18 protein-coding genes are annotated in these 19,720 nt (G+C 70.7%); 10 read left to right on the forward strand and 8 right to left on the reverse strand.

All coding sequences use genetic code 11. The features are described 5' to 3' along the window. Positions 1-55: 55 nt before the first annotated feature. Positions 56-1,180 (forward strand): DNA integrity scanning diadenylate cyclase DisA, encoded by a 1,125-nt coding sequence (gene disA / locus ACFWUY_RS17300; RefSeq protein ID WP_384108255.1) that lies wholly within the window; start codon positions 56-58, stop codon positions 1,178-1,180. 78 nt (positions 1,181-1,258) lie between these two features. Here disA and ACFWUY_RS17305 read toward each other — a convergent pair whose 3' ends face one another. Then, positions 1,259-2,128, reverse strand: coding sequence for a hypothetical protein (locus tag ACFWUY_RS17305; protein WP_384108258.1), 870 nt, complete (start codon positions 2,126-2,128; stop codon positions 1,259-1,261). Positions 2,129-2,374: 246 nt separating this feature from the next. On the opposite strand from ACFWUY_RS17305, the gene ACFWUY_RS17310 reads away from it, so the two are divergent. From ACFWUY_RS17310 to cseC, 6 genes are all read left to right on the forward strand, one after another. Then, entirely contained in the window at positions 2,375-3,046 is a 672-nt protein-coding gene (locus ACFWUY_RS17310) for a phosphatase PAP2 family protein (protein WP_384108260.1), read from the forward strand. Between the two features lie 223 nt (positions 3,047-3,269). Next, positions 3,270-4,214: an A/G-specific adenine glycosylase gene (locus ACFWUY_RS17315; RefSeq protein ID WP_384108262.1), complete on the forward strand. Its 945-nt coding sequence runs from the start codon at positions 3,270-3,272 to the stop codon at positions 4,212-4,214. Positions 4,215-4,394: 180 nt separating this feature from the next. Continuing rightward, positions 4,395-4,967 (forward strand): SigE family RNA polymerase sigma factor, encoded by a 573-nt coding sequence (locus ACFWUY_RS17320; protein ID WP_384108264.1) that lies wholly within the window; start codon positions 4,395-4,397, stop codon positions 4,965-4,967. Then, entirely contained in the window at positions 4,955-5,800 is an 846-nt protein-coding gene (locus ACFWUY_RS17325; protein WP_384108266.1) for a hypothetical protein, read from the forward strand. The genes ACFWUY_RS17320 and ACFWUY_RS17325 overlap by 13 nt, the downstream gene beginning before the upstream one ends. 69 nt (positions 5,801-5,869) lie before the next feature. Further along, the gene (gene cseB / locus ACFWUY_RS17330; protein WP_384108268.1) at positions 5,870-6,571 is read left to right on the forward strand and encodes a two-component system response regulator CseB; all 702 of its coding nucleotides are present in this window, start codon (positions 5,870-5,872) and stop codon (positions 6,569-6,571) included. A 9-nt stretch (positions 6,572-6,580) separates the two neighbouring features. Continuing rightward, positions 6,581-7,897: a two-component system sensor histidine kinase CseC gene (cseC, locus tag ACFWUY_RS17335; RefSeq protein WP_384108270.1), complete on the forward strand. Its 1,317-nt coding sequence runs from the start codon at positions 6,581-6,583 to the stop codon at positions 7,895-7,897. Positions 7,898-7,997: 100 nt separating this feature from the next. On the opposite strand, the gene ACFWUY_RS17340 is transcribed toward cseC, so the two are convergent. Further along, positions 7,998-9,596: an MDR family MFS transporter gene (locus ACFWUY_RS17340; RefSeq protein WP_384108272.1), complete on the reverse strand. Its 1,599-nt coding sequence runs from the start codon at positions 9,594-9,596 to the stop codon at positions 7,998-8,000. 101 nt (positions 9,597-9,697) lie between these two features. Here ACFWUY_RS17340 and ACFWUY_RS17345 point away from each other — a divergent pair, with 101 nt between their 5' ends. Further along, on the forward strand, positions 9,698-10,255 hold the full coding sequence (locus tag ACFWUY_RS17345) for a TetR/AcrR family transcriptional regulator (protein ID WP_384108274.1): 558 nt from the start codon (positions 9,698-9,700) through the stop codon (positions 10,253-10,255). A gap of 100 nt (positions 10,256-10,355) precedes the next feature. On the opposite strand, the gene ACFWUY_RS17350 is transcribed toward ACFWUY_RS17345, so the two are convergent. Beyond that, complete coding sequence (locus tag ACFWUY_RS17350; protein ID WP_384108276.1) at positions 10,356-11,069, reverse strand: M23 family metallopeptidase; 714 nt, start codon at positions 11,067-11,069, stop codon at positions 10,356-10,358. Between the two features lie 472 nt (positions 11,070-11,541). On the opposite strand from ACFWUY_RS17350, the gene ACFWUY_RS17355 reads away from it, so the two are divergent. Next, positions 11,542-14,280, forward strand: a complete 2,739-nt coding sequence (locus ACFWUY_RS17355) for an NACHT domain-containing protein (RefSeq protein ID WP_384108278.1) — start codon at positions 11,542-11,544, stop codon at positions 14,278-14,280. 72 nt (positions 14,281-14,352) lie between these two features. On the opposite strand, the gene ACFWUY_RS17360 is transcribed toward ACFWUY_RS17355, so the two are convergent. Then, positions 14,353-16,875: an ATP-dependent Clp protease ATP-binding subunit gene (locus ACFWUY_RS17360; protein ID WP_384108280.1), complete on the reverse strand. Its 2,523-nt coding sequence runs from the start codon at positions 16,873-16,875 to the stop codon at positions 14,353-14,355. A gap of 460 nt (positions 16,876-17,335) precedes the next feature. Between ACFWUY_RS17360 and ACFWUY_RS17365 the strand changes: the two genes are divergently transcribed. Further along, positions 17,336-17,923, forward strand: coding sequence for an SCO3374 family protein (locus tag ACFWUY_RS17365; protein ID WP_384108282.1), 588 nt, complete (start codon positions 17,336-17,338; stop codon positions 17,921-17,923). Here ACFWUY_RS17365 and ACFWUY_RS17370 read toward each other — a convergent pair. From ACFWUY_RS17370 to ACFWUY_RS17385, 4 genes are all read right to left on the reverse strand, one after another. Then, positions 17,902-18,237, reverse strand: a complete 336-nt coding sequence (locus ACFWUY_RS17370; protein WP_351216935.1) for an Lsr2 family protein — start codon at positions 18,235-18,237, stop codon at positions 17,902-17,904. The two genes, ACFWUY_RS17365 and ACFWUY_RS17370, sit on opposite strands and share 22 nt — an antisense overlap. Positions 18,238-18,449: 212 nt before the next feature. Then, positions 18,450-18,995 (reverse strand): amino-acid N-acetyltransferase, encoded by a 546-nt coding sequence (locus tag ACFWUY_RS17375; protein ID WP_384108284.1) that lies wholly within the window; start codon positions 18,993-18,995, stop codon positions 18,450-18,452. A gap of 9 nt (positions 18,996-19,004) precedes the next feature. Next, positions 19,005-19,424: a BlaI/MecI/CopY family transcriptional regulator gene (locus ACFWUY_RS17380; protein WP_384108286.1), complete on the reverse strand. Its 420-nt coding sequence runs from the start codon at positions 19,422-19,424 to the stop codon at positions 19,005-19,007. A 114-nt stretch (positions 19,425-19,538) separates the two neighbouring features. Next, positions 19,539-19,718: a hypothetical protein gene (locus tag ACFWUY_RS17385; RefSeq protein WP_384108288.1), complete on the reverse strand. Its 180-nt coding sequence runs from the start codon at positions 19,716-19,718 to the stop codon at positions 19,539-19,541. Positions 19,719-19,720: the final 2 nt, after the last annotated feature.

Genomic DNA, 19,720 nt, shown 5'->3' on the forward strand with positions numbered 1-19,720 from the left:
GGTGTCGCTAGACTTTGCCCTGGTCTCGCCCATCCGTACGAGCCGGAGGAGTGCAGTGGCAGCCAAGGACGGGGCAGCAGCTCCTGGAAAGTCCGGCGCGGGCTCCGGCAACGAAGCACTGATGCGTGCCGCGCTGAGCGCGGTCGCGCCCGGCACCGCGCTGCGCGACGGCCTGGAGCGGATCCTCCGCGGCAACACCGGTGGGCTCATCGTGCTCGGCCTGGACAAGACGGTCGACTCGATGTGCACCGGCGGGTTCGTGCTGGACGTCGAGTTCGCCGCCACGCGCCTGCGTGAGCTGTGCAAGCTCGACGGCGCGCTCGTCCTCGACAAGGACATCACCAAGATCCACCGCGCCGGTGTGCAGCTGGTCCCCGACGCCTCCATCCCCACCGAGGAGACCGGCACCCGGCACCGCACGGCGGACCGGGTCTCCAAGCAGTGCAACTACCCGGTCGTCTCCGTCTCCCAGTCGATGCGACTGATCGCGCTGTACGTGAACGGGGAGCGCCGGGTCCTGGAGGAGTCGGCCGCGATCCTGTCCCGCGCCAACCAGGCCCTCGCCACCCTGGAGCGGTACAAGCTGCGTCTCGACGAGGTGGCCGGCACGCTCTCCGCGCTGGAGATCGAGGACCTGGTCACGGTCCGGGACGTCACCGCCGTCGCCCAGCGTCTCGAGATGGTCCGCCGGATCGCCACCGAGATCGCCGAGTACGTGGTCGAGCTCGGCACCGACGGACGGCTCCTCTCGCTCCAGCTCGACGAGCTGATCGCGGGCGTGGAACCGGAGCGCGAGCTGGTGATCCGGGACTACGTGCCGGAGCCCACCGCCAAGCGCGCGCGTACGGTCGCGGAGGCGCTCACCGAGCTGGACGCGCTCACCCACACCGAGCTGCTCGAACTTCCGGTGGTGGCGCGGGCCCTGGGGTACAGCGGCTCGCCGGAGACCCTCGACTCGGCCGTCTCGCCGCGCGGCTACCGGCTCCTGGCGAAGGTCCCGAGGCTGCCGGGCGCGATCATCGAGCGGCTGGTGGAGCACTTCGGCGGGCTGCAGAAGCTGCTCGCGGCGAGCGTGGACGACCTCCAGACCGTCGACGGCGTCGGCGAGGCCCGCGCCCGCAGCGTGCGCGAGGGCCTGTCGCGGCTCGCGGAGTCCTCGATCCTGGAGCGGTACGTCTGATCCCGGGGCGGTACGGCCTGGGAGTGCCGGGCCGTGCGGCCTGGGAGTGCGGCCTGGACGTACGGGGCGTGCGGCTCGTCAGTCCTTGGCGAGCGTGAACGAGGCCGGGAGCACCCTGGCGCCCGGCATCGTCGCCTCCACGAGGTAGGTGCCGGGACCTGCCTGGCCCTTCGGAGCGGTGGCGCACTGCGGTGCGCTCCGCTCGCGGTCCCACTCCACGGTGTGGGTGACGGTGGCCTTCGCGGGGACGCTCAGCAGCACCGGGGTGCCGGGGCGGGGGCAGTCCGCGGAGGACCAGATCTCGTCGTCCTGGGCGTCGCTGATCGTCAGTACCGCGCTGCGGGGTCCGAAGTCGGCCTTGCAGGCGGTGTTCGAGGTGTTCTTCGCGACGAGGTGGAAGCGGGGCTTCTCCCCGGCCTCGTAGCTGACCCGCACGCTGCGGAGCGTCAACTGCAGCGCTCCGGCCGGGCAGTTGGGGAGGGGGGAGTCGGCCGGGACCTGCTGCCCCGCGCCGGTGCCCGCGCCTCCGTCGCCGCCCGCGCCGTCGGTGTCACCGTTCTTGCCGCCGCCACCGGTGCCGGTGGACGTACCGGTGTCCGTGCCGGCGTCGGCGCCCGAGCCCGGGTCCGTACCGCCGCCGTCCGAACCGCCGTTGCCGCCACTGTCGCCGTTGCCGCCGGTGGTGTCGTCCGAATCGTCCGACTCGTCGCGTCCGCCGGGCTGTTGACTGATCGCCGGTCCCGAGCCGGAGGGGCCGGGGGTGATCGAGGGAGGGGTGGGGGACGAGCCGTTGGCCGCGTCGTCCGACTTCTTCCCGCCCCCGTCACCGGAGGTGACGGCCCATACGGCGAGGAGCGCGAGAAGCGCCACCAGGCACGCCGCCACCGCCCTCCGTCGCCAGTAGATGGTGGAGGGAAGCGGCCCGACCGGATTGCGCAAAGATCCCACGACCCGAACCTTACGAGAGATCCGGCCCAACTCCCGCCCCACCCGCCGCCCGAGACCTCAAGTTTTGCCGATGATCACATCCATCGGTTCCGGGAACTTTTCCCGCGACGGCACCTGATTCCCTCGCCACCTCACCCGAAACCGGGGGGAAACGGACGGAACGGCGAGACCCCCACTTTCGTCGGGGGTCGTTCTGGCCGTTGGCCCGGGGCGGCGGACTTCGGATTCCGGTTAGCGTCGTCCACCATGAACACCCTCCTCGACCTGTCCGACCGGCTGTATCTCGACGTCGCCGACTTCGCCCACTCCACCCCCCACTGGTTCCAGTGGCTCGCCGAGGTCTGGACCGAGGCCGGACTGCTGCTGTTCGGCGCGCTGTTCCTGGCCGGCTGGTGGCGCTCCCGCGACGGTTCGAGCCGGCTGATGGCGCTCGCGCTGCTCGCCCCGCTCGCCACCGCCTTCGGATACGTGGTGAGCGAGGGACTGAAGTCGCTGATCGACGAGGAGCGCCCGTGCCGCGCGGTCGCCGGGGCACCCGCCTCGCTCGTGACCTGCCCGCCGTACGGCGACTGGTCCTTCCCCAGCAACCACTCGGCCATCGCGGGCGCCGCCGCCATCGCGCTCGCGCTGTCCTGGCGCGGGATCGTCTGGCTGACCGTGCCGATGGCGCTGCTCATGGCCTTCTCCCGGGTCTTCGTCGGCGTGCACTACCCGCACGACGTGACCTTCGGTCTGCTCCTCGGTGGTCTGGTCGCCTTCCTCGTCATGCGGGCGGCGGTCCGGCCGGTGGGGTCCCTGGTGGAGACGGCCCGGTCGAGCCGGAGCTCGGCCGTGGTGTGGTGCGCGGGGCGCGGGCCCCGTACGCACGCCGCCCCGCGCGCGGAGGAGCCCCGGCGGGTGGGCCAGGGCACGTACTGAGCGGTCGCCGGGCCCGGGGCGCCCGTGCGGTCCCCGGGCCCGTACGGAACGCGCCTCGGAGCCCCGCGCCCGCGTGCGTACGGCTGACGCCTCGGAGGCCCGCGCCCGCTTCGGTGGGTGCCGCCCCGGCGTGCGCGCCTCGGCGCGCGGCGCGATGCCACCCCGGCATCCGTGCCACGGCGTGTACGGATCACTCCGCGGACGTGCCAGGATCGGAGGTGCCATGAATTCCATCGACGCTCCCCTCACGCCCGAGGCCCCCCGTCCGCCCGTCGCCCCCGCCGTCCCGGCGCCGCCCGCCGAGCTGCACGGTCCCGTCCTCGCCTGGTTCGACCGGCACGCCCGCGACCTGCCCTGGCGCCGCCCCGAGGCCGGCGCCTGGGGCGTCATGGTCAGCGAGTTCATGCTCCAGCAGACCCCGGTCGTCCGCGTCCTGCCGGTGTACGAGCAGTGGCTCGCGCGCTGGCCGCGCCCGGCCGACCTGGCCGCCGACGCCCCCGGCGAGGCGGTCCGGGCCTGGGGCCGGCTCGGATACCCGCGGCGGGCGCTGCGGCTGCACGCGGCCGCCGCGGCCATAACGGAACGGCACGGCGGCGACGTACCGAGCGATCACGGGCAGCTGCTCGCGCTGCCCGGCATCGGCGAGTACACGGCGGCGGCGGTGGCCTCCTTCGCGTACGGGCAGCGGCACGCGGTCCTGGACACCAATGTGCGCCGGGTCTTCGCCCGCGCGGTGACCGGCGTCCAGTACCCGCCGAACGCGACCACGGCCGCCGAGCGGCGGCTCGCCCGCGCCCTGCTGCCCGAGGACGAGACGACCGCGTCCCGCTGGGCCGCCGCCTCGATGGAGCTGGGCGCGCTGGTGTGCACGGCGAAGAACGAGGACTGCGGGCGCTGCCCGATCTCCGGGCGGTGCGCCTGGCGGCTGGCCGGGAAGCCGGCCCACGAGGGTCCGGCGCGGCGCGGTCAGACGTACGCGGGGACCGACCGGCAGGTCAGGGGCCGGCTCCTCGCGGTGCTGCGGGAGTCGGCGGACCCGGTGCCGCAGGCGGCCCTGGACGCGGTCTGGGACGAGCCGGTGCAGCGTGCCAGGGCCTTGGACGGCCTGGTCGCGGACGGTCTCGTGGAGCCGCTGGACGACGGGTACTACCGGCTTCCGGTGTCCTGAGGCTCCCGGCCGGCCGCGCCCCTACCGGCCGTCGAAACCTCTTCCGCCCGCTGTTACACAACCGATGGGTAGCCGTGCGTCCACCGACGGCTGCCCCGCACAGCCCCGTGACAACCGCTCCGTAGCGTCGTCCACGACACGAGGAACGAAGCTGGTCACGGGGTTGCGGAGGCGGTTGGGATGAGGCATGGAGAGGTGCTCGACTTCGAGGAGTACGTACGCACGCGGCAGGAGGCGCTGCTGCGCAGTGCCCGTCGTCTCGTCGCCGACCCCGTCGACGCCCAGGACCTCCTCCAGACGGCCCTCGCCCGCACCTTCGGGCGCTGGGACGGCATAGCCGACAAGTCCCTGGCCGACGCCTATCTGCGCCGGGTCATGATCAACACCCGGACCGAGTGGTGGCGTTCCCGCAAGCTCGAAGAGGTGCCCACCGAGCAGCTGCCCGACGCCTGCGGCGACGACCCCACCGAGCAGCACGCCGACCGGGCCCTGCTCATGGACGTCCTGAAGGTGCTCGCGCCGAAGCAACGCAGCGTCGTCGTCCTGCGCCACTGGGAACAGATGAGCACCGAGGAGACGGCGGCGGCGCTCGGCATGTCGACGGGTACGGTGAAGTCGACGCTCCACCGCGCGCTCGCCCGGCTCCGCCAGGAACTGGAGAGCCGTGACCTCGACGCCCGCGCCCTGGGGCGGACCGGAGAGCGGACGACCGTACGGGGCGACGAACGGGAGCGGGAGCGGTGCGCGGCCTAGACGGCGGAGCCGACGGCAGCAGACACGACGACGGCATCAGCGGTGATGGCCGCGGCAGCGGTGACGGCCGCCGGCACGACAGCGACCGCAGGCACCACGGCGGCAGCGGTCACGACGACGGCAGACACCCCGACGGCAGCGGTGACGGACCCGGCGACGACCGGTACGGGACCGGGCGCCGTCGGCGCCGTACCGTCAAGGCGGCGAGCATCACGGCGGCGGCCGGGCTCGTCGCCGTCGGGCTGTCCATGGCCGCCTGCTCCACCGGCGGCACCGGATCGCGTGACGAGGGCGCGGCGGGCACCCACGACGTGGCCTCGGCGGCGCCCACCTCCGCCCCCTCCGCCGACGGTGGACCACGGGCCGCCGAGCGGGTGGACCCGATCGCGCTGCTCAAGGCCGATCCGAAGATCGGCGAGCGGTTCAAGACCGATCTGAAGCCGTGCGTCGCGGACGCCTACCCGGTGGACGCCTCCTACGGCAATCTCACGGACGCCCCCGCCCCCGATGTCGTCGTCAACGTGATGACCTGCGGCGATGCAGTCGGCATCGGCACGTACGTCTACCGGAAGCAGAGCGACCGGTACGAGAACGTCTTCATGGCGGAGGACGCGGGGGTCTACGCCACGATCGACCGGGGCGAGCTCGTCGTCACCCAGCAGGTGTACGCGAAGGGCGACCCGGTCGCGTACCCCTCGGGCGAGGACGTGATCACCTACCGCTGGGCGGGAAACAGGTTCGTCCAGCACGACTGGGTGCACAACGACTACAGCCGGGCCGTCGGCGACGGCGGCATCGAGGAGCCCGCGCCGAGCGAGCCCCCGGCGAACTGAGCCGTGACCGTCCACCGAGCCGTACACCGCCGCGACCGCTCCAGCGCACGACCCGAAGGGCACCGCACGATGGCCGAGACCCATGTCCTGTTCGTCGAGGACGACGACGTCATCCGCGAGGCCACCCAGCTCGCCCTGGAGCGGGACGGCTTCCGCGTCACGGCCGTGCCCGACGGGCTCTCCGGTCTGGACGCCTTCCGCGCGCAGCGGCCGGACATCGCCCTGCTCGACGTGATGCTGCCGGGCATGGACGGGGTCAGCCTCTGCCGCCGCATCCGTGACGAGTCGACGGTGCCGGTGATCATGCTGTCGGCGCGCGCCGACTCGATCGACGTCGTCCTCGGTCTGGAGGCGGGGGCCGACGACTACGTCACCAAGCCCTTCGACGGCTCCGTGCTGATGGCCCGTATCCGTGCCGTGCTGCGCCGCTTCGGCCACGCGGGCGGGCCCGGCGCCGGTGACCACGGCGGGGAGGGGCCGGGCGGCGGGCTCCTCGTCTTCGGCGACCTGGAGGTCGACACCGACGGCATGGAGGTCCGCAGGGGCGGGGCGCCGGTCGCGCTGACCCCGACCGAGATGCGGCTGCTCCTGGAGTTCTCCTCGGCGCCGGGCACGGTGCTGTCCCGGGACAAGCTCCTGGAGCGGGTCTGGGACTACGGCTGGGGCGGCGACACCCGGGTCGTGGACGTCCATGTGCAGCGGCTGCGCGCCAAGATCGGCCAGGACAGGATCGAGACGGTCCGCGGCTTCGGCTACAAGCTCAAGAGCTAGGGACGGGGCGTGAAGCTGTTTCCCCTCCGTACCGGGGTCCGCTGGAAGATCGCCGTCGCCATCGCGGCGGTCGGCGCGCTGATCGCGGTCACCCTGAGCGTGGTCGTGCACAACGCCGCCCGCATCTCGATGCTCGACAACGCGCGCGAGGTGCAGATGGAGCGACTGCTCTTCGCGCAGCGGCTGTACGAGACGTCGAAGCCGAAGGAACCGCGCTTCGGCACGAAGATCAACGACCCCGCGCTGCCCGCCCAGCTCGACGAGCTGATGCGGGACAGGCGGCGCGGCACGTACGTGCAGGAGCACCGGGGCGGCGGGCCGCCCGACGTGTGGGCGGCCGTGCCGCTCGCCAACGGCGACGTGCTCTCGCTGCACATCCCCTTCGCCGACCGCAGCGCGACGATCATGAACGATCTGGACCGGGCGCTCGTCATCGGCTCGGTCTCGGTGGTCTTCGGCGGCTGCGCGCTCGGCGTGCTCATCGGCGGCCAGCTCTCGCGACGGCTGCGGAAGGCCGCCGTCGCGGCCGGCCGGGTCGCCCAGGGCAACACCGACGTCCGGGTGCGGGAGGCCGTCGGCGGGGTCGTACGGGACGAGACCGACGACCTGGCGTGGGCGGTCGACGCCCTCACCGACGCCCTCAACGAACGGATCGAGGCCGAGCGGCGGGTCACCGCGGACATCGCGCACGAGCTGCGCACCCCGGTGACCGGGCTGCTCACGGCGGCCGAGCTGCTGCCGCCGGGGCGCCCCACCGAGCTCGTACGGGACCGGGCGCAGGCCATGCGGACCCTTGTCGAGGACGTCCTGGAGGTGGCCAGGCTCGACAGCGCGTCCGAGCGGGCCGAGCTCCAGGAGATCTCGCTCGGCGAGTTCGTGGAGCGGCGGGTGCGGGCCCTCGATCCGGAGGTGGTCGTCCGGGTCGTCCACGAGTCCTGGGTGAACACCGACCCGCGGCGTCTGGAGCGCGTCCTGGGCAACCTCCTCGCGAACGCCGCCAAGCACGGCAGGCCGCCGGTGGAGGTCACCGTCGAGGGCCGGGTCGTCCGCGTCCGCGACCACGGTCCTGGCTTCCCCGAGGCGCTCCTCAAGGAGGGCCCGAGCCGGTTCCGTACGGGGTCGAGCGACCGCGCGGGCCAGGGCCACGGCCTGGGCCTCACCATCGCGGCGGGCCAGGCCCGGGTCCTCGGCGCCCGGCTGACCTTCCGGAACGTGGCCTCCGAGAGCGCGCCGAACGGAGTGGGAGGTGCCATCGCGGTGCTGTGGCTGCCGGACCACGCGCCGACGAACACGGGCAGCTTCCCGGTGCTGCGGCAGCCCGACTGATGCTGCGGCAGCCCGACTGAGCTTCCTCCGGCGTACGTGAAGGCGGGGCCGGCCCCCTCCGGGACCGGCCCCGCCTTTTCCGTACCGCTTCGGCGCCGGGTCAGACCGGCTCGGCGACCTTCGCGTGGCCGTCGCCCTCCGCCGCCTCCGGGGCCGGCGCGGGGCCGGCGCCGCGGAGCGCCACCTCCTTGACGAGGAAGGCGAGGACGAAGCCGAGGACGGAGACCGCCGCGGCGACCAGGAAGGCGCTGTGCGTACCCGAGGAGACCGCGTGCTGGTAGGCCTCGCGGAGCGCCTCCGGCAGCTTGGCCAGGCTCGCCGCGTCGAGCTGGGCGGTCCGCTCGGTGAGCCCGGACCCGCCGCGTACCGCCATCTCGTCCTGGACGCGGCTCGTGAAGAGCGCGCCCATGATCGCGACGCCGAAGGAGGAGCCGAGCGTCCGGAAGAGGGTGGTGGAGGACGAGGCGACGCCCATGTCCTTCATCTCGACGCTGTTCTGGGCGACGAGCATGGTGATCTGCATGAGGAAGCCCATGCCGGCGCCGAGGAGGGCCATGTAGATCCCGGAGGTCAGCCGGGAGGTTCCGGTGTCCATCTGGGCCAGCAGGAAGAGACCGACCGTCATGAGGGCGCCGCCCACGATCGGGAAGATCTTGTACTTGCCGGTGCTGGTGGTGAAGCGGCCGACGAGCAGCGAGACGACCATCATCGCCATGAGCATCGGCAGGAGCAGCAGACCGGAGTTGGTGGCCGAGGCGCCCTGGACGGACTGCTGGAAGATCGGCAGGTAGAGGACCGCGCCGAACATCACGAAGCCGGTGATGAAGCCGATCAGGGACATCACGGTGAAGTTGCGGCTGCGGAAGATGTGCAGCGGCATGATCGGGTCGGCCGCCCGCGTCTCGACGTACAGGAAGGCGGCGAGCGCGGCGGCTCCGCCGACGGCGAGGCCGACGATGGTGGCCGAGCCCCAGGCGTACTCCGTGCCGCCCCAGGTGGTGACCAGGACGATCGCGGTGATGCCGACGGTCAGCAGCGCGGCGCCGAGGAAGTCGATGGGGGTGCCCGTCGCGCGCCGCTTCTTCGGCAGGTGCAGGACGACGCCGACCATGGCGAGGGCGACGGCGCCGAGCGGCAGGTTGATGTAGAAGGACCAGCGCCAGCCCCAGTGGTCGGTGATGGTGCCGCCGACGAGGGGGCCGCCGATCATGGCGAGGGCCATCACGCCGGCCATCATGCCCTGGTACTTGCCGCGCTCGCGGGGCGGGATGAGGTCGCCGATGATCGCCATGACGCCGACCATGAGACCACCGGCGCCGAGGCCCTGGATCGTGCGGAAGCCGATGAGCTGGCCCATGTCCTGGGCCATGCCGCTGAGCGCCGAGCCGATCAGGAAGATCACGATCGAGGTGAGGAAGACGCCCTTGCGGCCGAACATGTCGCCGACCTTGCCCCAGAGGGGGGTGGAGGCGGCGGTGGCCAGGGTGTAGGCGGTGACGACCCAGGAGAGGTGCTCGAGGCCGCCGAGTTCGCCGACGATCGTCGGCATCGCGGTGCCGATGATCATGTTGTCCAGCATCGCGAGGAGCATGGCGATCATCAGGGCGAGAAGGACGACGCGGACACTGCGCGGCTTCTGCTCCGCCTTGTCCCGCACCGGCTCCTCCCGCGCTGGTTCAGCTGCTGTCTGCGTCGTCATGTCCGTTCCTTACTTGCCGCCCGGCTAGTTACTACACTGGGGACGGTAGGCCCGTAACTTGCCGGTCGTCAAGTAAGTTTTCTGGAAAGTGGAGAGCAGCCATGGCCCGAGGCAACACCCGCCAGCGCATCCAGGACGTGGCCCTGCACCTCTTCGCCGAGCAGGGGTACGAGAAGACCTCGCTGCGCGAGATCGCCGAGCACCTCGACGTCACCAAGGCCGCGCTGTACTACCACTTCAAGACCAAGGAAGACATCATCATCGGCATCTTCCAGGACCTCACCCGGCCCATGGACGAGCTGATCGCCTGGGCGCGTGAGCAGCCGCGCACGCTGGAGGTCAGGGAGCAGATCCTCCGCCGCTACCAGGAATCCCTGATGAGCGCGTACCCGCTGTTCCGCTTCATGCAGGAGAACCAGGCGGCCGTCCGCGACCTCAGCATCGGCCTGACCTTCAAGGAGCGGATGCTCGAACTGAGCGGCCTGATCCAGGAACCGGACTTCGCCGTGCTCGACCGGGTGCGCTGCGTCAGCGCGATCTTCACGCTGCACGCGGGGATGTTCTTCATGGACAACGTCGAGGGCGACTCCGAGGAGAAGCGCGAGGCCGTCCTCGAGGTCGCCCTCGATCTGCTGAACCAGGCCCACGGGGCCGGATAGCGGGAGCTCGGAGGCTCGCGCCCGGGTGGCGGAGCTTCCTCGGAGGCTCACGCCCGAGTGGCGGAGCTTCCGAGGAGGCTCACGCCCTGGTGGCGGAAGCTCAGATGGTCACGCCGTGGGACCGCAGGAAGGCGGCCGGGTTCACGGCGGTGCCGTAGTTCGGGGTCGTACGGATCTCGAAGTGCAGGTGCGGGCCGGAGGAGTTGCCGGTGTTGCCCGAGAGGGCGATCTGCTGGCCGGCGGCGACCTTCTGGCCGACGTACGCCTTGATCTTCGACAGGTGGGCGTACTGCGAGTACGTGCCGTTGGCGTGCTTGACGACGATCGCGTTGCCGTACGCGGGGCCGTCGCCGCCACCGTTCGGGCCGGCCTTGACGACGGTGCCCGAGCCCGCGGCCTTGACCGGGGTGCCGACCGGGACGGCGAAGTCCTGGCCGGAGTGCTTGTGGGACCACATGGCGCCGCCCTGGTTGTAGCTGGCGGTCAGGGTGTACGAGGTGACCGGCTTGACCCAGGACGGGGCCTTCTTGGCGGCGACGACCTTCGTGGCGGCCTGCTTGACGGCGACCTGCTTCGCGGCGATCTGCTTGGCGGCCGTGGCCTTCGCCGCGGCGGCCTTGACCTGGGCGGCGACGTGGGCCTGGGTCTCGGCCTGGGCGGCGACGGCGGCGGACGCGGTCACCGCGACCGGGGCGACGGCCTTGCCCTCGGCGGCGAAGGCGGACCCTGCTCCGGTCACCATCGTCGCTCCCAGGCCGGCGGCGGCAAGAGCGACGACGGTGACACGGGCGGCGGGGTTCATGCGCTTCGACATACGGGGGAAACCTCCGGGAAGTACGGGACCCGACGCGAACGGTGCTGCGCCGGGCTTGCTCATCCTTGGTAACCCGGACCCCCATCCAGCCCAAAACACCCCATCTACGACATCACGTCGTAGCGATCTCCACGGAAGTTCACCTCTTGACGACCTCGGAGGCCCGCTTCGAAAACGGACATACCAACACAAGAGAATCGGTTTATCCGCATGTCGCCAGTGCCCGGAACCGCCGGAAAAGCCGCCCGTCGCCCGGTTCGGGACCCCTCGGGACCAAAGTCCCGACGGTTCACTCGTGAACGTCCCGAATCAACACCAAAGGTCGCAACTATTCCGGTTAGTACCCTTCGAAACCCCTGTGCGCCTTGTCACCAGGCGCGGGCCCCGGATGGGATCTGGGTCACGCGACCGGGCCGTCCGGAACCCTCTCCCGCACTACGCTGACCGCATCGGGGACCCAGGGGGGACACATATGGAACCGGCACTCATCGGCACGCGCCTCGCCTCGGCGGCGATCGGCCCGATCCTGAGGAAACTGCTGGCCGGCGACGGGCCGGGGGCGGGCCTCACGGGCAAGGCGGCCAAGATCCGGCTCTCCGGCCTCGTCTCCTTCCGCGGCGAGAAGCGCACGCTGACGGAGAAGGACGTCCGCGGGCTCGCCGCGACGCTGGTCGAACACTCCCTCGGCGGGCCGGGCGAGGCGCCGTTCCCCGCCGACGAGACCGAGGCCGTCATCCATGCGCTGGGGACGACCCTGCTCGCCCTCGGCGACCTCGACATGGACGACGTCCAGGCCGTCCGCCTCGGCCACACCGCCCTCGCCCGGCGCCTGCGCGCGGCGGCGCCGGCCCCCGACGGCCTGTCGACGGACTCGGCCCTCTACCTGGATTCGCTGACCGAGTGGGCCTGCCTCCACATCCTGGAGTTCTTCACCCAGCGCTCCACGTTCGTCGCCCGCAGCCTGGTGGAACAGACCCGCGGCCAGACGGAACTCATCGCGAAGACCGACGAGCTCATCCGCCGGACACCGCGGACGGACGGCCGGGACGCGGAGTTCGAACGGCGCTATCTGGCCCACCTGGCGAAAAAGCACGGGCGTCTGACGATCTACGGCATCGACCTGCACGACTCGCCGGACCGGTGGCCGCTGGACATGGCGTACCTGTCGCTCGAGGCGACGGGGCGGGAGCCGGGGATCTTGACCGCGACGAACGAGACGGGGCGCCTCGCCGCGTCGCAGCGCGAGCAGTCCCCCCTCCGCGCCGATCTCGCCCTCACCCGCCACGACAAGGTCCTGCTGCGTGGCCTCGCAGGATCCGGCAAGACGACGCTCGTCCAGTGGCTGACGGTCTCGGCTGCCGTGGAGGGCCGCACCGGGGACATGGCCTACCTGAACGGCCGTATCCCCTTCGTCCTCCCCCTGCGCACCCTCACCCGCCACGGCGAGCGGCTCCCCGCCCCCGACCACTTCCTCTCGGCCGCCGGCTGCCCGCTCGCCCCGCCCGAGGGCTGGGCCGACCGGGTCCTGGCCGCCGGGCGGGGCCTGGTCCTCGTCGACGGCATCGACGAGATCCCCGAGGCCGAACGCGGCCGGACCCGCGACTGGCTCCGGGGCCTCCTCGACGCGTACGAGGGCAACCGCTGGCTGGTGACCTCCCGCCCCACGGCCGTACGGGACGACTGGCTGACCACCGACGGCTTCACCGAGCTGACGCTCGCGCCCATGTCCCGCGCCGAGGTCGCCACGTTCGTGCGCCGCTGGCACCGGGCCGCAGGCCCGGAGGCGGAGCCGTACGAGCAGCCCCTCCTCGACGCCCTCCGCACTGCCGAACACGTCGCCCGGCTCGCCACCAACCCCCTCATGTGCGGCCTCATCTGCGCCCTGCACCGCGACCGGCGCGGCTACCTGCCCCGGGGCCGCAAAGCCCTCTACGAGGCCGCCCTCTCCATGCTCCTCACCCGCCGCGACCGCGAACGGGACATGGCCGCCCCGTACGGGATCGCCCTCGACGAGGCCCCGCAGATCCAGCTGATCCAGCGGCTCGCGTACTGGCTGACGCTGAACGGACGCCTCCAGATGGACCGCGCCCACGCGGAATCGGTGATCGCCGAGGCCGTCCCCGCCGTCGTGGAGGCATCGGGACACGAACCCGGCACGGTCTTCACCCACCTCCTCCACCGCAGCGGCCTGCTGCGCGAGCCGACGGCGGACACGATCGACTTCGTCCACCGCACCTTCCAGGACTACCTGGCGGCCAAGGCCCTGGTGGACCACTGGGACATCGGCGTCCTGGTCCGCCACGCGACGGACGACCGGTGGGAGGACGTCATCCGCATGGCGGTCGGCCACGCGCGGCCCCGCGAGTGCGCGGAGATCCTGCGGGAGTTGCTGGGTGCGGCGGACCGCGCCCAGGACCGGCAGACCCAGCTGCGGCTGGTGCTTCTCGCGGCGACAGCGCTTGAACACGCGACGGAAGTGCCCTTGGGGGTACGGGAGGCAGTCATGGCCCGTACGGCCGAGGTGATCCCCCCGCGCGATCCGGACGAGGCCCGCGAGCTGGCAGCGGTGGGCCGGCTGGTCCTCGACCTGCTCCCCGGCCCGGAGGGCCTGAGCGACGAGGCGGCCAAGATGGTGGTGATCACCGCCAGCCACATCACCGTCGACGCCGCGATCCCCTATCTGGCTCGCTTCACCGGCCACTCCAGCCTGCAGGTCCGATCCCAGCTCGTCTGGGGATGGTCCCGCTTCGAGACGGAGCGGTACGCCGAGGAGATCATCGCGCGGCTCGAACCCGATCAGCTGGAATACACCGTCGCGAACGACGATCAGGTCGCCGCACTCGTGCGGCTCGGTCTGCGGCCCGACTCCCTGGACCTCCGAGAGCCACTTACGGAGCACGGCATCGAGCTCCTACGCGTGCTGCTCCCCCACGTGCGGCGACTCCTGCTGCCCAGGCCGGATCACGGCTCGCTGATCCACGATCTGGGCGACCTCCGCTTGCCCCGGGTGACGGCGCTCCATCTGTGGGCCGGATCCGGCGCCCCCGCCTTCGAGGAGATCGCCCGCGTGTTCCCGCAGCTGCACGAGCTCCATGTCTATGGCGAGGACCTCCCCACGTACGACGTGGCGTCGCTCGGGCCGCTTCAAGAGCTGACCCTCGTACACACCTACAGCGTCGAAGGCGGCAGAAGAGCTCGCCACGTCCTGTGACACAAAGGGGCGGGCCCGGAACCGTCAGGTTCCGGGGCCGCCCCTTTGTGCACTACACGCTCAGCGCGTGCGTCACGCGTCCTTCGACAGGTTCGGGCCCGTGCCGCCCGTCGCCTCGATCGGCGGGGCGTCCGGCAGGGCCGTCTTCTCCTCGCCGCGGAAGGTGAACTGGCGCTCCTCGCCCTCGCCCTCCGTGTCCACGACCACGATGTGACCGGGACGCAGGTCGCCGAAGAGGATCTTCTCCGACAGCGTGTCCTCGATCTCGCGCTGGATCGTCCGGCGGAGCGGACGGGCGCCGAGCACCGGGTCGTAGCCCTTCTTCGCGAGCAGCTCCTTCGCCGACTGGGAGAGCTCGAGGCCCATGTCCCGGTCCTTGAGGCGCTCGTCGACGCGGCCGATCATCAGGTCGACGATCTGCAGGATGTCGTCCTGGGTCAGCTGCGGGAAGACGATGACGTCGTCCACACGGTTGAGGAACTCCGGGCGGAAGTGCTGCTTCAGCTCGTCGCTGACCTTCGCCTTCATCCGCTCGTAGTTGGACTTCGTGTCTCCCTGGGCGGCGAAGCCCAGGTTAAAGCCCTTCGAGATGTCCCTGGTCCCGAGGTTGGTGGTCATGATGATGACCGTGTTCTTGAAGTCCACGACCCGGCCCTGGGAGTCGGTCAGGCGACCGTCCTCCAGGATCTGGAGAAGGGAATTGAAGATATCGGGGTGGGCCTTCTCGACCTCGTCGAAGAGGACGACGGAGAACGGCTTGCGGCGCACCTTCTCGGTGAGCTGGCCGCCCTCTTCGTAGCCGACGTATCCGGGCGGCGAACCGAAGAGACGGGAAACCGTGTGCTTCTCGCTGAACTCCGACATGTCGAGGGAGATCATCGCGTCCTCGTCGCCGAAGAGGAATTCGGCGAGCGCCTTCGAAAGCTCGGTCTTACCGACACCGGACGGACCGGCGAAGATGAACGAGCCACCGGGGCGCTTCGGGTCCTTCAGACCGGCCCGCGTACGGCGAATGGCCCGCGAGAGGCCGATGACGGCGTCCTTCTGCCCGATGACGCGCTTGTGGAGCTCGTCCTCCATGCGGAGCAGGCGGCTGGACTCCTCCTCGGTCAGCTTGAAGACCGGGATGCCGGTGGCGGTCGCGAGGACCTCGGCGATCAGATCGCCGTCGACCTCGGCGACGACGTCCATGTCGCCGGCCTTCCACTCCTTCTCGCGCTTGGCCTTCGCGGCGAGGAGCTGCTTCTCCTTGTCGCGGAGCGAGGCGGCCTTCTCGAAGTCCTGCGAGTCGATCGCGGACTCCTTGTCGCGGCGGACGCCGGCGATCTTCTCGTCGAACTCGCGGAGGTCCGGCGGCGCGGTCATCCGGCGGATGCGCATCCGGGAGCCGGCCTCGTCGATCAGGTCGATCGCCTTGTCCGGGAGGAAGCGGTCCGAGATGTACCGGTCGGCCAGGGTCGCGGCCTGGACGAGGGCCTCGTCGGTGATGGAGACCCGGTGGTGGGCCTCGTACCGGTCGCGGAGACCCTTGAGGATCTCGATGGTGTGCGGCAGCGACGGCTCGGCGACCTGGATGGGCTGGAAGCGGCGCTCGAGGGCCGCGTCCTTCTCCAGGTACTTCCGGTACTCGTCGAGCGTGGTGGCACCGATGGTCTGGAGCTCACCGCGGGCCAGCATCGGCTTGAGGATGCTGGCGGCGTCGATCGCGCCCTCGGCGGCACCCGCACCCACGAGGGTGTGGAGCTCGTCGATGAACAGGATGATGTCGCCGCGGGTGCGGATCTCCTTGAGGACCTTCTTCAGGCGCTCCTCGAAGTCACCGCGGTAGCGGGAGCCGGCGACCAGCGCGCCGAGGTCCAGGGTGTAGAGGTGCTTGTCCTTGAGGGTCTCGGGCACCTCGCCCTTGACGATGGCCTGCGCCAGGCCCTCGACGACGGCGGTCTTGCCGACGCCGGGCTCGCCGATGAGCACCGGGTTGTTCTTGGTGCGGCGGGACAGCACCTGCATGACCCGCTCGATCTCCTTCTCGCGCCCGATGACCGGGTCGAGCTTGGATTCGCGGGCCGCCTGGGTGAGGTTGCGGCCGAACTGGTCGAGGACCAGGGACGTCGAGGGGGTGCCCTCGGCAGGGCCGCCGGCCGTGGCGGCTTCCTTGCCCTGGTAGCCGGAGAGCAGCTGGATGACCTGCTGCCGCACCCGGTTGAGGTCGGCGCCCAGCTTCACGAGGACCTGGGCGGCGACGCCCTCGCCCTCGCGGATCAGGCCGAGCAGGATGTGCTCGGTGCCGATGTAGTTGTGGCCGAGCTGGAGGGCCTCGCGGAGCGACAGCTCCAGGACCTTCTTGGCACGCGGGGTGAAGGGGATGTGCCCGGACGGGGCCTGCTGCCCCTGCCCGATGATCTCCTCAACCTGCTGGCGGACCGCCTCGAGCGAAATCCCGAGGCTCTCCAGGGCCTTAGCGGCGACACCCTCACCCTCGTGGATAAGGCCCAGAAGGATGTGCTCGGTGCCGATGTAGTTGTGGTTGAGCATCCGGGCTTCTTCCTGAGCCAGGACGACAACCCGCCGCGCGCGGTCGGTGAACCTCTCGAACATCGTTAATCGCTCCTCAGAGCGGTCAGTCAGTTAGGGGTCGATCCCCTCCCTGTCCTTCCGCAGCTTAGTCCCGCAAGCGGGGACCGCTCATTCCAACTGCCGACATCCGTCCGGATCACCCCTCTTCCGTGGGGGGACCTGCCGCCGAACAACCGACAAATGCTCCAACCCGATGGTGCGAGACGATGTTCCCGCAGGCCAAGTAGTTAGCCGCGCCTTGAGTACGCCGATGGCGAACGTGAGACGCCGAAGCCCGCGAGTCACCCCTCTCCACTAGGAATGTCTTACCCGTAAGGACTGACACTCCATGCGGCGCACCCCGGTTCCCTCCGCTACCAGCGAACACCCTTGCGCTCCCGAATGCACGCGTACGCCCCATCACGGACACCTTGGGCGTTCGGAAGGGAACCGTCCGTCACCGGGGGCGTAACCTACGCGCCCCCGCGGGAGTTCCCCGGACATGGCCTTCACCGTCCCGCTTCCCCGTAGGCCGCTCGACGGCGGTCTGGCGCGGTGGTACGAACACGAGCTCGGCTGGGCGACGGTGGCGGGTCCGCCGGTGCAGCTGGTCACGGGGCTGCGCTTCGACGTCCTGGAGCTGCCTGCGGCGGCCGGTCGCGGCGTGCTGCGACGGATGGGCCCCGCGACGGGGCCGGTGGCCCTGCTCGGGCGCCGGATGCGGCTTCTCGTGGCCGCGGGGAGCGCGGAGGAGCTACCGGGCCTGCTCGACTGGCTCGAGTGGGGCGGTATCTCGCTCGATCTCGCGATGCTGGGCGCCGACGGCCGGATGACCGCGCCCCTTCCCCCGGGGGGCGGATCCGGCGCGCCTGACGCGGCCGTGTGGCTGCGGGCCCCGGCACCGGGTCGCGAGGTCGAGTCCTCGCTGCCGGCGCTGCGGTCCGCGCCGTGGGGCGATGCGGACGCCCCCTGCCTGGTGCGGCTCGTGGCCGCCGCGGCGGTGGAGTGCCATCGGGTGCGGCTGCTGAGTGCCCGGACCCGGGGGCCGGCTGCTCAGCAGCTGTCGCCTCAGCGGTTCGCGTCCTCGTAGGCCGCCTTGATGTCGGCGGGCACGCGGCCGCGGTCGTTCACGTTGTAGCCGTTGTCCTTCGCCCACGCGCGGATCTTCGCGGTGTCCGGGCTGCCCGTCGCCACGGCGCGGCCCTTGCCGCGTCCGCCGGTGGTGCGGCCACCGGTGCGACGGCCGCTCTTGGTGTACGGCTCGAGCAGGCCACGGAGCTTTTCCGCGTTGGCGGTGGTGAGGTCGATCTCGTAGGTCTTGCCGTCCAGCGCGAACGTCACGGTCTCGTCCGCCTCGACGCCGTCGAGGTCGTCGACAAGAAGGACCTGAACCTTCTGTGCCACCGGATTTCCTTTCATCGAAAATGCAGTACGCGGAAAGGAAACCGCTTTTCCCGGAAAAACACAAACCCCTGGCAGAGGTTCAGAACCCCGGCAACGCGGGAAACGTGCGCGATTCGGACATAGGGTTCCGTGCGGGGTTCATGACGGGGTTCCACCGTGGTTCCGCCGGGGTTCCGCCGCGGTTCCGCGCGGGGTTCAGGACGGGTTCCGTGTCACAGGTGCAGAAGCATCCGGCTGTTGCCCAAGGTGTTCGGCTTCACTCGTTCGAGACCGAGGAACTCCGCGACTCCCTCGTCATAGGAACGCAGGAGCTCGCTGTAGACATCTCCTTCGACCGGGGTCTCACCGATCTCGACGAAGCCGTGCTTCGCGAAGAAGTCGACCTCGAAGGTCAGGCAGAATACCCGCCGCACCCCGAGCCATCGGGCGGTGTGCAACAACTTGTCCAGCACCTGATGTCCCACACCGGCTCCCTTGAACTCGGGATCGACGGCGAGAGTGCGCACTTCGGCGAGGTCTTCCCACATCACGTGGAGAGCACCACAGCCGACGACGGTGGCGTCCTCGTCGCGTTCCGCGACCCAGAACTCCTGGATGGACTCATAAAGGGTGACGGTCGCCTTGTCGAGCAGGATGCCGCGCCGGACGAACGGATCGACGAGACGGCGGACCGCGGCGACATCTCCGGTGCGGGCCCTGCGTACGGTGACGGCTTTGGCGGAGGCCGCGGAGGCGGCCGGGGAAGCAGACGGCGACATGGGGGGACGCTATCGCTCCTGGGCCCCGGTCCCGTCGGCGCCCTCCTCGGGCGGGGCGGTGATCGGGGTATCGCGCTGGACGATACGGATCGCGTCGTTCAGGGCCTCGCGCTGGTCCTGCGACATCATGCCGAAGAAGGCGATGAGCGCCGCGGCGGGGTTGTCGCTCTGCGCCCACGCCTCGTTCATCAGGGCGGCCGCGTATGCGGCGCGGGTGGAGACCGCCGTATATCGATAGGCACGGCCTTCGACTTCTCTGCGGACCCAGCCCTTCTGATGGAGATTGTCCATGACGGTCATGACGGTGGTGTAGGCGATGGACCGTTCCCGCTGAAGGTCCTCCAGAACTTCTCGGACGGTCACCGGACGGTTCCATTGCCAGACGCGCGTCATGACGGCGTCTTCGAGCTCTCCCAAAGGACGGGGCACAACGTCACTTTAGAACGCAAACCGTCATTAAGGGGCTATTGACGGAAAGAAACGCAACAAAAGGACGTACGACCTCCGAGGGTCGTACGTCCCGGGGACTCAGGAGGCGGGGGCTCAGGAGGTGGCGGGGCCGTCCGCCTGCCGGGCGGCCTCGGCGCGGGCGAGGGCGGCGTCCACGACCGCGTCCTCCTTGGCCTTGTTCGGGCCGCCCTGGCTCTTGACGATCGTGACGACGAGGCCGATGAAGAAGGCGGCCATCACGACGGGGGGCAGGAGCGCGGATACGTAGTCCATGG

Origin of the sequence: Streptomyces sp. NPDC058664 (assembly GCF_042716635.1) — a bacterium.
In the GTDB taxonomy this organism is placed as follows: Bacteria; Actinomycetota; Actinomycetes; order Streptomycetales; family Streptomycetaceae; genus Streptomyces.